At 67.4% G+C, this 12,803-nt stretch carries 12 protein-coding genes; 8 read left to right on the forward strand and 4 right to left on the reverse strand.

The genetic code is table 11. The annotated features are described in order from the left end of the window. The 4 genes from ACE3TU_RS00960 to ACE3TU_RS00975 all read right to left on the reverse strand — a co-directional run. Nucleotides 1-661: sugar ABC transporter substrate-binding protein (locus ACE3TU_RS00960; RefSeq protein ID WP_374619022.1), on the reverse strand; the 661-nt coding region annotated here is incomplete at its 3' end. Nucleotides 662-699: 38 nt separating this feature from the next. Further along, complete coding sequence (locus tag ACE3TU_RS00965; RefSeq protein WP_374619025.1) at nt 700-1,467, reverse strand: ATP-binding cassette domain-containing protein; 768 nt, start codon at nt 1,465-1,467, stop codon at nt 700-702. Then, nucleotides 1,464-2,633, reverse strand: coding sequence for an ROK family protein (locus tag ACE3TU_RS00970; RefSeq protein ID WP_374619028.1), 1,170 nt, complete (start codon nt 2,631-2,633; stop codon nt 1,464-1,466). Before ACE3TU_RS00970 ends, ACE3TU_RS00965 begins: the two co-directional genes overlap by 4 nt. Nucleotides 2,634-3,377: 744 nt before the next feature. Continuing rightward, on the reverse strand, nt 3,378-4,136 hold the full coding sequence (locus ACE3TU_RS00975) for an SDR family NAD(P)-dependent oxidoreductase (protein ID WP_374619145.1): 759 nt from the start codon (nt 4,134-4,136) through the stop codon (nt 3,378-3,380). Nucleotides 4,137-4,206: 70 nt separating this feature from the next. Here ACE3TU_RS00975 and ACE3TU_RS00980 point away from each other — a divergent pair, with 70 nt between their 5' ends. The 8 genes from ACE3TU_RS00980 to ACE3TU_RS01015 all read left to right on the forward strand — a co-directional run bounded on the left by ACE3TU_RS00980 (nt 4,207) and on the right by ACE3TU_RS01015 (nt 12,801). Further along, the gene (locus ACE3TU_RS00980; protein WP_374619031.1) at nt 4,207-5,247 is read left to right on the forward strand and encodes a LacI family DNA-binding transcriptional regulator; all 1,041 of its coding nucleotides are present in this window, start codon (nt 4,207-4,209) and stop codon (nt 5,245-5,247) included. Between the two features lie 88 nt (nt 5,248-5,335). After that, nucleotides 5,336-7,120 carry an IlvD/Edd family dehydratase gene (locus tag ACE3TU_RS00985; protein WP_374619033.1) on the forward strand — a complete coding sequence of 595 codons (1,785 nt, stop codon included), beginning with the start codon at nt 5,336-5,338 and terminating at the stop codon, nt 7,118-7,120. An 11-nt stretch (nt 7,121-7,131) separates the two neighbouring features. Next, on the forward strand, nt 7,132-7,818 hold the full coding sequence (locus ACE3TU_RS00990; protein WP_374619035.1) for an RraA family protein: 687 nt from the start codon (nt 7,132-7,134) through the stop codon (nt 7,816-7,818). Beyond that, nucleotides 7,818-8,834 carry an ABC transporter permease gene (locus ACE3TU_RS00995; protein WP_374619037.1) on the forward strand — a complete coding sequence of 339 codons (1,017 nt, stop codon included), beginning with the start codon at nt 7,818-7,820 and terminating at the stop codon, nt 8,832-8,834. The genes ACE3TU_RS00990 and ACE3TU_RS00995 overlap by 1 nt, the downstream gene beginning before the upstream one ends. 24 nt (nt 8,835-8,858) lie before the next feature. Further along, the gene (locus ACE3TU_RS01000) at nt 8,859-9,833 is read left to right on the forward strand and encodes a substrate-binding domain-containing protein (protein ID WP_374619039.1); all 975 of its coding nucleotides are present in this window, start codon (nt 8,859-8,861) and stop codon (nt 9,831-9,833) included. A 189-nt stretch (nt 9,834-10,022) separates the two neighbouring features. Continuing rightward, entirely contained in the window at nt 10,023-10,799 is a 777-nt protein-coding gene (locus ACE3TU_RS01005) for an ATP-binding cassette domain-containing protein (RefSeq protein ID WP_374619042.1), read from the forward strand. Nucleotides 10,800-10,815: 16 nt separating this feature from the next. Continuing rightward, a complete protein-coding gene (locus tag ACE3TU_RS01010; protein ID WP_374619045.1) occupies nt 10,816-11,688 on the forward strand; it encodes an amidohydrolase family protein in 873 nt (290 codons plus the stop codon). A gap of 39 nt (nt 11,689-11,727) precedes the next feature. After that, nucleotides 11,728-12,801, forward strand: a complete 1,074-nt coding sequence (locus tag ACE3TU_RS01015) for a fatty acid desaturase family protein (RefSeq protein ID WP_374619047.1) — start codon at nt 11,728-11,730, stop codon at nt 12,799-12,801. Nucleotides 12,802-12,803 lie beyond the last annotated feature (2 nt).

The following is a 12,803-nucleotide window of genomic DNA, read 5'->3' on the forward strand; positions in this document are numbered from 1 at the left end:
GCGAGAAGATCAGGTCGATGTCGGGATTGGCGACCAGCTGGTCGGCGGCGATGGTGCCGGCATTGCTGGCTTCCCAGAGCATGGCGGGCACGGAGATGATCTTGACGTCCGGGAAGGCCGCCATCTTTTCCTCGAAGCCCTTCTGGATGTCGAGGGTATAGGGATCGCCGGGGTCGCCGAGGATCTGCAGCACCTTGCCCTTGACCGAGCCGTACTTGCCGTTGAGCAGCTTTTCCGCTTCGGCGGCGGCGACATAGCCGATTTCGATGGTGCCGGCGACCGAGGTGAAGGCCGATGGCGTCGAGGTGATCTGGCGATCGAACTCGACCACCGGGATGCCGGCGGCCATGGCCGACTCGATCGAGGGCTTCAGCGCGTTGAAGTCGACCGCGGCGAGGATGATGGCGGCGGGCTTCAGCGCGATGACGTCGTTCATCTGCGACTGCTGGACGTCGGTCTTGTTGTCGGCGTTAAGCGTCTGCACCTCGTAGCCGACCTGCTTGAGGAACATCTCGAGGGCCGAGACCGAGCCGGTCTGGAACTCGTCGAGCAGCGTCGGCACGAGGTAGTAGACCTTGCCTTTCGATTGCGCGAAGGCCGGCGTCAGCAGGGCCAGGGCCACTGCCAGGACGCCGAAGACGGATAGAAGTATGCGCTTCATTCGTTCGCTCCTTGTTTCCGGATTCCCTGTCTGGCCCCTCAGCCTGCCGGTCCGGCGCCGGCAAGGGTTTCCCCGGTGATCATCCTGACCACCGCGTCGGGACTGGTGTCGGTTGTGGCCACATCGCCCGCCACGACGCCCTGCCGGATCACCACGATCCGGTCGGCGACCTGGAAGGCCTGCTGCATGATGTGGGTGATGATGACGACGCCGATGCCCTGGCTCGCCACCTTGCGGATCATGTCGAGGCCGCGCCGGGTCTGCTCGACGCCGAGGGCGGCGAAAGGTTCGTCGAGCAGGACCAGCTTGCCGCCCCAGTGGACGAACCGGTTGAGCTCGATCGCCTGGCGCTGGCCGCCGGACAGGTGCTCGACCCTGGTCCTGAGCGAGGGAATGCGGGTGCCGGCATCGGCGAGGGCGCGGGCGGTCACCGCTTCCATGGCCTTTTCGTCGAGCACCGGGATGCCCAGCACCCTGCGGGTCAGTTCGCGTCCCATGAAGAAATTGGCGACGACGTCGACATTGGTGGCCAGCGAGAGGTCCTGGTAGACGGTCTCGATGCCGGCTGCCTTGGCCTCGGACGGGGAGCGGGCGAGGAAGTCGCGGCCTTCGAACAGCATCTTGCCGGAGGTCGGTTCGAGGCCGCCGGCGATGATCTTGACGAGGGTGGACGTGCCGGCGCCGTTGTCGCCGAGAAGGGCCACCACCTCGCCCCTGCCGATCGGAAAGCTGATCCCTCGCAGCGCTTCGATGGCGCCGTACTTCTTGGTGATGTTGTCGAGGACCAGCAGCGGTTCACGGGTCATGCGGCGAGCCCCTTGAGCAGTTTGTCGGCCGGATTGTCGGAACCCGAGGCAAGCATCTGGTAGAAGCGCGGCGAGAGCACGCCGGTGACCGCGAGGGCCGCGGCACCGCGCAGCACGGCCTGGTGCCCGCCATCGGAGACGACGACCCGCGGCGCCTTGCGGTCGCGCCGGGCCGAGACCGAGTTCGGCAGGTCGGCCGCCACGGCGGCGAGATCGGCGAGGAGCGGCTCGGAGGCCAGCCCACCCAGGATGATGGTCTCGGGATCGAAGAGGTTCTCGATGGTGACGAGCGCGGCGCGGAACACCGGTGCGACGGACCGGACCCAGGCCGCCTCGTCGACCCCGGCCGGACGCCGGCTCAGTGCCTCGAGCGAGACGTAGCGCTCGAGGCAGCCACGATTGCCGCACGGGCAGGGCTCGCCATCGTGCACCAGCGGGATGTGGCCGATCTCGCCGGCATTGCCCCAGGCGCCGCGCAGCGGCGCGCCATCGTGCACCATGGTGCCGCCGAGGCCGACGCCGAAATAGAGGTAGTAGAAATCGGCGAACTCGGCGCCCCGGCCGTAGAGCCGCTCGCCGAGGGCGGCGGCGCCCATGTCGGCTTCGAAGAAGGCAGGCAGAGCGGCCGCCTCGGCGAGGCGCCGGCGCAGGTCGACATCGCGCCAGCCGGCCATGGTGGTAGGGCCGACAAAGCTCATCGAATCGACGTCGAACGGGCCGGGAAGGGCCATGCCGATGCCGAGCATGCGGCCGTCCGGGCGCGCGGTGCGCAACTCCGCGACCAGATCGGCGATGAGGGCGAAGGCGAGATCGGGCGAGGGCTGGTGCGCGCTGCGACTGGCGCTCGCGACGATATCGCCGGCCAGGTTGATCAGCGCGGCATCGACACCGAGCGGGGTGAGGTGCACACCGATGGCGTGGCCGCCCTCGGGATTGATGCGCAGGGTGGCGGGGGGCAGGCCGCGGCCCTTGGGCTCCTCGCGCACCGAGAGGACGAGGCCGAGCTCCTCGAGCTCGCGGATGATGGTCGAGACGGTCTGCACGGTGAGCCCGACCTGACGGGCGATACGCCCGCGGGTGGTGGGGCCGTCGAGGCGGATCGATTCGAGAACGATGCGCCGGTTGTACGGCCGCCCGAACTCCTGGTTGGTGCCCTTGAGCTCCATCGCTCCACCTCCGAGACGGAGCAAGTCTGAAACGGCGGGGGGATTAAGTCAAATGGAATTCCAAAATGCCAAGACGGGGCGACCGACGGCCCTCGGGCCTCGGGGTTTTCAAAGAGCCCTGCCCTGGAGCAGGTGGGCGGGACCGGCGCGGGTTCAGCCACGCGGGTAGTCCGCAGATGTAACGGCCGTCGCCGCGCCGGTCCTGTCCGGGTGGAGTTGGATGGGTGCGAACCAAGAAGCTTGCCCCCCACCTCGCCTCGCGACTGCATTACTGCAGCGGAGCCTGGATGGGTGAAGGCCGGGTGTCAGCCGCACCAACCCGCCGCCGGACGGCTCCGGCGACCCCCGAAATCCCGCGCCAACCGTCCGTGCACGACTGCGCCCAACGGGGAACGGGAGGAGATTACCATGGGTTGGGAGGAGCGGGGATAAGTCTTGGAGATCGAGGTCGCATAGCGCAACAATCTCAACGGTTTGAACCCGGATCGCACCCCCTCCGAACTGCGCTAGTTCGCTGCGCTCACAAGCTCCGCTTGCCTCCCCCGTCAAGGGGGAGGTGGGGATCGAGTTTGTTGCACCATGGCTGCCAAACTCACCGGCGGACACCCTCCCCCTTGCGGGGAGGGTTGGGGAGGGGGTGAAGCACGCTCGGTGAGGAAGTTGGTGGGGTGGCGGTGCAGCGCGCTCGGTGGGGCGTCTCAGACTAGGCCCCGGCCTGCGCCGGGGTGACCCGGTGGGTGGGGGCTATTCCCAGCCGCCGTCGACGATGAAGCTTTGCGCGGTGCAGTGGCGGCTGTCGTCGGCGGCGAGGAAAAGCGCCATGCGGGCGAGGTCGGCCGGCTCGAGCGGATCGGGAATGCACTGCTTTTCGGCGATTGCCCGTTCGCTGGTCTCGGTCCAGTAGAGGGCCTTCTGCCGCTCGGTGATGACCCAGCCCGGCACGAGGCAGTTGACCCGGATGCGCTCCTTGCCGAAGTCGCGGGCGAGCGCGCGGGTGAGACCCTGGACGCCGGCCTTGGCGGTGACGTAGCCCGCCATGTTGCCGGCCGCCATCTGCACCACCACCGAGCCGAAATTGATGATCGAGCCGCCGCCGGCACGGGCCATGCCGGCTCGAACCGCCTGCGCGGCGAAGAAATGCGGCCGGAGGTTGATGTTGAGCCGGTCGTCCCAGTAGGCGACGTCGATATCGTCGACGGCGTGGCGGTCGTCGCGGGCGGCATTGTTGATCAGCACATCGACGTGGCCGGCCTCGGTCTCGAAGGCGGCGATGGCGGCCTTGAGCGCGGCGATGTCGCGGACATCGCAATGGGCATATGTAACGTTACCCGAAAGCGAGGCGACCAGGGGTCCGGCGGCGGCGTCGTCGATATCGATGAAGCCGACACGGGCGCCCTGGGCGGCGAAATGCGTGACGAGAGACGCGCCGATCCCCGTGGCGCCGCCGGTTATGAACACATTCTTAACGGCGAGGCTGGGGTAGGTTGCGAAGGCGGACACGATTCGGCTCCGGCAGGTTGGCAAGGAAATCCATTTAACGATATATGCGACGTCGTTAACGGTCGAGGGGCAGATGGGCGGGAACAGCGAGCGCAGGGGCAGGGCGACGATCAAGGACGTCGCGAAGGCCGCCGAGGTGTCGCCGATGACCGTCTCGAACGTGCTCAACGGCCGGCTGCAGTTCGTCAGCCAGGCGACCAAGAAGCGGGTCGAGCGGGAGATCGAGCGGCTGGGCTACCGGCGGCAGGCCAATGCGCGGAACCTCAGGGTCGCCGAGCAGCGCTCGATCGGCATGGTGATCGTCGACGAATCGCCGGCGTTTCTCGCCGACTTCTTCACCTGCCAGGTGGTGGCAGGGCTTGCCAACGTGCTCAACGGGGCGGACTACACGCTGACCATCCAGGGCATGCCGGAGGCGGCGCTGGCGCACTCGATGATCATGCGCAATTTCGAAGTCGCGGGCTTTTGCGCGATGATCTCGGGCAATCCGGCGGAACGCCGGAACGCGATCCGGCAATTGAGCGAACTCGACCAGCCGGTGGTGGTGTTTCAGGAGGAGATCGCGGCGCCAGGCCCGGATATCTGCACCGTCCGTCAGGATGACCGGGGCGGCGGGCGGCTCGTGGCCGATCACCTGCTGGCCCGCCGGGTCGAGGATCTTTTGATGATCGTGCCGCGCCAGCACTGGCCGGCCATCGAGAACCGAGTCGCCGGCGTGCGCGACAGCCTCGCCGCGAGCGGCGGGACGGCGCGGCTGACGCTGCTCGAATCGGCCAGCGAGTCGTTCGCCGACGTGCAGGCGGCGATGGCCCGGCACCTTGCCGGACACAAGCCCCCCGGCGCGGTGATCGGCGCCAACGATCCGATCGCGACGGCGGCGATGCTGCTGCTGCTCGACCGCGGCGTGCGGGTTCCCGAGGACGTCCGGGTGATCGGCTTCAACGGCTTCGAGGCGCACCGCTACTCGCGGCCGCGCCTGACCACAGTGGTATCGGCCGCCTACCAATTGGGCGAGCGGGCCGGGCACGCCATGCTGGCGCGGCTCAAGGACGGCACGTTCGAGCGGCACGACCACGTGCTGCCGGTGCATTTCGACGCCGGCGAGACCACCTGAAGGATTCGACCTCGGGAGGGTGAGAAACCATCTTGCGTGCCGTCGACATTTAACGTTACATGTACCTCGCCGTGAGGGGAACACGCCAATGCCTGACAATGGTCACGATGCTGAACGCCGTCCGCGGGACAACTCGTCCGGTTCGCACGCCGGAGCGCCGGCGGGCCCGTTCCGCAGCGCCGAGTGGTTCGCGCGGGAAGGCAAGTACGGCTTTATTCCGCGCAGCTGGATGAAGAGCCAGGGTTTCGGACCCGAGCTGTTCGACGGCCGGCCGGTGATCGGCATCTGCAACACCTGGTCGGAACTGACCAGCTGCAACCGGCACCTCAGGGACCTCGCCGAGCACGTCAAGCGCGGCGTGCTGATGGCCGGCGGCTTCCCGCTCGAGTTCCCGGTGATGAGCCTGGGCGAGCCGCTGATGCGGCCGACCACGATGATGTTCCGCAACCTCGTCGCCATGGATGTCGAGGAGACGATCCGCGCCAACCCGATCGACGGCGTGGTGCTGCTCGCCGGCTGCGACAAGACCACCCCGGCGCTGCTGATGGGCGCGGCGAGCTGCGACATCCCGGCCATCCTGGTCTCCGGCGGGCCGATGCTGAACGGCAAGTTCCGCGGGCGCGAACTGGGGTCGGGAACGGACGTGTTCCGGCTCGACGAGGAATACCGCACCGGACTGCTCAGCAAGGAAGAGCTGGGCGATGCGGAGGCGGCGATGAGCCGCTCGGCCGGCTCGTGCATGACCATGGGCACGGCCTCGACCATGGCCTCGCTGGGCGAGGCGATGGGCATCGCCCTGCCGATGAACGGCTCGATCCCCGCCGCCGACAGCCGGCGATCGGTGCTGGCCGAACGGAGCGGGGCGCGCATCGTCGAACTGGTCAAGCAGGGGATCACGATCTCGCAGATCCTGACGCGGGCCGCATTCGAGAACGGCGTCAAGGCCAATGGCGCGATCGGCGGTTCGACCAACGCGGTGGTGCACCTGCTGGCGCTCGCCGGGCGGCTCGGGGTCGAGTTCAGCCTCGAGGACTGGGACACGCTGGGGCGCGACGTGCCGACGCTGGTCGATCTCAAGCCGTCCGGACGCTTCCTGATGGAAGAGTTCTTCGAGGCGGGCGGGCTGCCGGTAGTGATGCGGCGGATCGCCGAGAAGCTCAGGCTCGAGGCCCCGGCGATCGAGGGCGGCACCATCGGCCAGCGCATCGCCAATGCGGTGAGCTACGACGACGAGGTGATCCGCCCGCTCGACAAGCCGCTGACCGAGCAGGGCGGCATCATGGTGCTCAAGGGAAACCTCGCGCCCAACGGCGCGATCATCAAGCCGTCGGCAGCGACGCCGCGGCTGATGCAGCATCGCGGCAGGGCGGTGGTGTTCAAGGACGCCGACGACTTCCGGGCGCGGCTCGACGACCCCGATCTCGAGGTCGACGCCGACAGCATCCTGGTGCTGCAGAATGTCGGGCCGCGCGGCTATCCGGGTATGCCCGAGATCGGCAGCATGGCGCTGCCCAAGAAGCTGCTCAAGCAGGGCGTCACCGACATGGTGCGGATCTCGGACGCGCGCATGAGCGGCACCGCCTACGGCACGGTGCTGCTGCACGTCGCCCCCGAGGCCGCCATCGGCGGGCCGCTGGCGCTGGTGAGGAGCGGCGACATGATCCGCATCGATGCCGCGAACCGCCGGCTCGATCTCGAGGTGAGCGAGGCGGAACTTGCGGCGCGCCGTGCCGCCTGGGTGCCGCCGGAGCCGGCGCACGAGCGCGGCTACGGCAAGCTGTTCATCGACCACGTGACGCAGGCCGACAAGGGAGCCGATTTCGACTTCCTCGCCGGCAAGAGCGGCACGCCCCCTTCCAAAGTATCCTTCTAGCCAGAGGCGACATGTCCGCTCATTCCCCCATCACGTCGCGCCAGAACGCCCCTCTGCCCCAGAACCGGGACCAGCTGTTCACGGCCGTGCTGTCCGATGCGCTCGATGCCGTCGGGGTCACCAACCAGGCTTTCTCGCCGCGGACCCGGCCGCTCGACGAGACGCTCAAGATGTGCGGGCGGGCCCGCACCGGCATCTACATGGAGACGGCCTCGGTCGAGCCGGGCGTCAATCCCTACGAACTCGAGATCGCGCTGATCGACGACCTCAAGCCCGGCGACGTGGCGGTGCTGGCGACCGGCGGCTCGTCGCGCATCGCGCCCTGGGGCAGCCTGCTTTCGACCGCCTCGACGGCGCGCGGCGCCGCCGGCTGCGTCACCGACGGCTTCGTGCGGGACATTCTCGAAATCCGCCGGCTGCAGCTGCCGGTGTTCCATGGCGGCATCGCGCCGCTCGACAGCAAGGGGCGCGGGCAGATCCAGGCGGTCGACATCCCGGTGATCTGCGACGGCGTGCGCGTCTTGCCGGGCGACCTGGTGTTCGGCGACGCCGACGGCGTGGTGGTGATCCCGCAGGCGATCGAAGCGGAGGTGCTGAGGATCGCCTTCGACAAGGTCAATGGCGAGCATCACTCGATCCGGGAACTGCGCGAGGGCGGCTACCTGCGCGACGTTTACGCCAAGTACGGGGTGCTCTGATGAGCGGAGGCGCGCCGCGCGCAAACCCCATCGCCGGATTCTTCAAGATCGAGGGCACGGCGATCGCGCTGGTGCTGGCGCTGCTGATCCTGGTGTTCATGCTCACGGCGCCGCGCGCCTTCATGGGCTTTCGCGTCTACATGAGCTTCATGGCGACGGTGCCGCCGCCGATGATCATCGCGCTGGGCCTGACGCTGGTGGTGGTGGCGGGGGAGATGGACCTCTCCTTCCCATCGGTCGTGGCGATGGCGAGCTATGTCTTCTGCATCCTCTACCAGGACTACGACCAGACCTGGCTGGCGCTGATCGCGGCGCTGGCGGTGGGGACGGCGATGGGCTGGGTGAACGGGCTGGTGATCACCAAGCTGGGCATCCCGTCGCTGATCGCGACGCTGGCCATGCTGTTCCTGTGGGGCGGACTGGTGACGGTGGTGTCGAACGGCGCCTCGCTCGCCATCCCGGACATCGAGGACGATGTCATCCACATGGTGTTCGCCGGCCGGCTCGGGGTGTTCCCGGTGCAGTTCGTCTGGGCCATCGTGGTGTCGGTGCTGATCTGGATGCTGCTCAACCGGCACAAGTTCGGCGAGAGCCTGCTGTTCATCGGCGACAGCATGAAGGTCGCCAAGGTGGTGGGCATCGCCATCGACCGCGAGAAGATCAAGCTGTTCACGCTGATGGGCATGCTGTCGGCGCTGGCCGGGGTGTTCCTGACGCTCGAGACCACGACCTACTTCTCCAATGCCGGCATGGGGTACCTGCTGATCGTCGTCGCGGCGGTGTTCATCGGCGGCACCTCGATCTTCGGCGGATCGGGCAAGGTCGCGGGCACGGTGTTCGGCTCGCTGATCGTCGCCATCATCGAGGCCGGCCTCGTTGCCAGCGGCGTCCAGGGCTTCTGGACGCGCTTCTTCATCGGGCTGGTCTTCATCATCTCGGTCACAATGAACGCAGTACTCGAGGACCCCGACAAGGTCCCGCTGCTCAGAGAACTCCGCTCGCGCGCGAGGAAATAGAAGGAAGGGAAAGGGGACTACACTATGCGCACACTACTGAAGGGGCTCGCCGGCCTTGCACTCTCGGCGATGCTGGCCGTGCCCGGCGCCATGGCACAGGACGCCGTCGACTCCGGCATGACGATCTACTTCCAGATGGGCGGCAACCCGGGCGATACGGCGACGCTCGCCCGCGAACTGGGGGCACGCGATGCCGCCCGGGTGCTGAAGGTCAACCTGATCGAGCAGCACTCCGGCTGGGATCCGCAGAAGATGGTGGTGCAGGCCAACGAGGCGCTCGCCGCCCAGCCCGACGCCATCGTGGTGATGGGCCATGCCGGCACCGACGGCATGCGTTCGTTCCTCGACAAGGCCAAGGAAGACGGCATCATCGTCATCGTCAACAATAACGAACTGCCGGGCACGGGCCTGAGCTATTTCGGCCTCGACAACTACGGCGCCGGCCGCAACCTCGCCTCGCTCACCATCTCGAACGGCAATCTCAAGGCCGGCGACAAGGTGGTGGTCTACGGTGCGTTTACCGAAGGCGCCGCCGGCTACGACGTGGCCAAGGGCTCGACCGAGGTGCTGACCGAGAACGGCATCCTGTTCGACAGCCTGCAGTGGTCGAACGAGGCGGTGCTCGATCCGGCGCTGTCCGTGCCGGTGCTGGTCGCCTATCTCGAGAGCAATCCCGACACCAAGGCGATCATCGTGCCGGGCCATGGCGGCATCACCGCCGTGCTCGACCGCGTGCTCAAGGATGCCGGCAAGGCGCCGGGCGAGGTCTCGACCTCGGGCTTCGACATCTCGTCGGCGGCCATCCAGGGGGTCAAGGACGGCTACATCACGGTCGTGCTCGACCAGCAGCCGTACCTGCAGGGCTTCATGCCGGTGGTCGCGGCGGTGCTGCAGAAGAAGTACGGCCTCGCCGGCCTGCAGCTCAACACCGGTGGCGGCTACCTGACCAAGGACAATGTCGAGGCGCTCGAGGCCCTGGTGAAGACCGGCATCCGGTAACGTGATGGTGGCGCCTCCGCCTCTCCCTTTGGGGGAGAGGTGGGAGCGCGCAGCGATCCGGGCGAGGGGGCTTTCCGCTGCCATGGTGCTTGCGGCAAAGGCCCCCTCACCCCAACCCTCTCCCCCAAAGGGAGAGGGGGCGCTGCGGCCGTTGCCGCGCGTCACTTGTGCGCCCATGGGACAGCTGAAATGAACTCCACTCCGATCGTCCGGCTCGAGAATGTCGGCAAGCAGTACGGCAAGGTCGTCAGCCTCAAGGGCGTGACGCTCGAGATCGGCTCGAACGAGATCGTCGGGCTGATCGGCGACAACGGCGCCGGCAAGTCGACGCTGATCAAGGTGCTGACCGGGGTCGAGCAGCCGACCAGCGGCACGATCTACGTGCGCGGCCAGAAGATCGATGCGGCCTCCTATTCGGTCAAGGAAGCGCACAAGCTGAGGATCGAGACGGTCTACCAGGACTCCTCGCTGGGCGAGAAGCAGCCGCTTTGGCGCAATTTCTTCGTCGGGCGGCCGATCACCAACCGGTTCGGCTTCATCGACGTGAAGGCGGAAAAGAAGGTCGCCGAGCACATCATGCGCTCGACCATCGGCTTTCGCGGCGTCGGCATCGACGTCGACACGCCGGTGAGTCGGCTGTCGGGCGGCGAGCGGCAGGGCGTCGCCATCGGCCGGGCCATGCATTTCGACAGCGACCTGATCGTGCTTGACGAGCCGACCGTGGCGCTGGCGCTCAAGGAGGTGCAGAAGGTGCTGGACTTCATCCGCTCGATCAAGGCGGGCGGGCGCAGCTGCATCTATATCGAGCACAACATCCACCACGTGCACGAGGTGTGCGACCGGCTGGTGGTGCTGGATCGCGGCGAGGTGGCTCTCGATACGCCCGCCTCGGCGCTGAGCTACAACGAACTGACCGAATTCCTGATGTCGCTGCATCGGCAGCGCATCGCCCCCGTCGCCCACTGACCCGGACCCCGCTGCCATGACCGCCCGCGCCTATTGCGACTGCCACGTCAACATCTGGAACGACGAGCACGTGCTGCCGCTCTACACCCAGCAGCTGAGCCGGGTGCGGGCCGGGGCGATGGCGCCCAAGGCCGATGCCGAGACGCTCCATGCCGAGATGGCCAATGTCGACAAGGCGATCATCTTTGCGCTGCGCTACGGCGACAGCGTCGGCATCGAGAGCGACGACGAGACGACGGCGCGGGCGGTGGCGAAATACCCCGACAAGTTCGTCGGCTTCGCCTATGTCGACCCGCGGCGGGCCGACTGCATGGACCTCCTGGTCCACGCCATCGAGGACCTGAAGCTCAAGGGCGTCAAGTTCGGGCCGATCTACAACGGCGTGGCGCTTTCCGACCCGCGGCTGGTGCCGGTCTACGAATACCTGTCGAAAAAGAACATCCCGCTCACCATGCACATGGGCACCACCTTCGCCCGGCAGGCGCCGGTGGACATGGGGCGGGCCATCCATGTCGAGCCGATCGCGCTGAAATACCCGGACCTGACCATGGTGCTGGCGCATATGGGGCACCCCTGGTCCGACGATGCCATCGTGGTGGCGCGCAAGCAGCCCAACGTGTTCCTCGAGATCTCGGCGCTCTTCTACCGGCCCTGGCAGTACTACAACACGCTGATTTCGGCGCAGGAGTACAAGATCACCGACAAGATCTATTTCGGCACGGACTTTCCGTTCGCGCGGGTGGACGAGTCGGTGGACGGGCTGCTCAACATCAACGAGCAGGTCGAGGGCACCAAGCTGCCGCGGGTGAGCGAGGAGACGATGCAGCGCATCCTGTGGTCGAACCCGTTCAAGGACTGGTGGCGCGGCGACAACCCGCTGGCCGGCTGACGGCCGGGCGGGACCAGGGGGAGGAGACACGAGATGGAAATGGCTTCGCTCCTGCGGTTCCGCACCAGCCGCGACTACAGCCTCGTCGGCCCGGAGACGGCCAAGGCGATCGAGAGCGGGCTGGCCTCGGGCGAATGGTACAAGACGCCGATCGAGCGCAAGCTGCTCAAGTCGCTGATGCAGCGCAGCGACGGGCCGGCCAGTCGCGACACGGCGATCTGGCTGGGGCTCCTGGTGGTGCTGGGGACGGCGGGGACGCTGCTCGCGGGCAGCTGGTGGGCGGTGCCGGTGTTCGCGCTCTATGGCGTCGTCTACGCCTCGGCGGCGGATTCGCGCTGGCACGAATGCGGCCACCGCACGGCGTTCAGGACCACCTGGCCGAACGACGTGGTCTATGTGCTGGCCTCGTTCATGCTGCTCAGGAGCCCGACGGCGTGGCGCTGGAGCCACGCGCGGCACCATACCGACACCATCATCGTCGGGCGCGACCCGGAGATCGCCGGGATGCGGCCGCCGCAGCTGATCGTGATGGCGCTCAACTTCTTCGGGCTGGTCAACGTGCCGCAATCGCTGATGACGCAGGTGCGCTACGCGGCGGGCCGGCTTAACGACGAGGAAAAGAGCTACATCCCGGAGAACGAGCGCGGAAAGGTGCAGCGCGAAGCCTGGGCGATCCTTGCCATCCACGGCGGCGCGGCGCTGCTGGCGGTGGCGACGCAGAGCCTCGTGCCGGTGCTGCTGATCGGGCTGCCCAATGTCTACGGCATCTGGCTCCTGGCGTTGATGGGGCTGACGCAGCACCTGGGGCTGGCCGAGGACGTGCTCGACCACCGGCTGGATTCGCGCACCGTGTACATGAACCCGGTGCTGCGCTTCATCTACTGGAACATGAACTACCATGTGGAGCACCACATGTACCCGATGGTGCCGTACCACGCGCTGCCGGCGCTGCACGCGGCAATCAAGCACGACTGCCCGGCGCCGATGAAAAGCGTGTTCGCCGCCTGGGGCGAGATGCTGCCGGCGGTGTTCCGGCAACTGAACGAGCCGGGCTACTTCATCCGCAAGGAACTGCCGCCTGGGGCGGGCCAGCCGGCGCAGCGGGGGCGATGACG

Origin of the sequence: Devosia sp. (genome assembly GCF_041917035.1) — a bacterium.
In the GTDB taxonomy this organism is placed as follows: Bacteria; Pseudomonadota; Alphaproteobacteria; order Rhizobiales; family Devosiaceae; genus Devosia_A.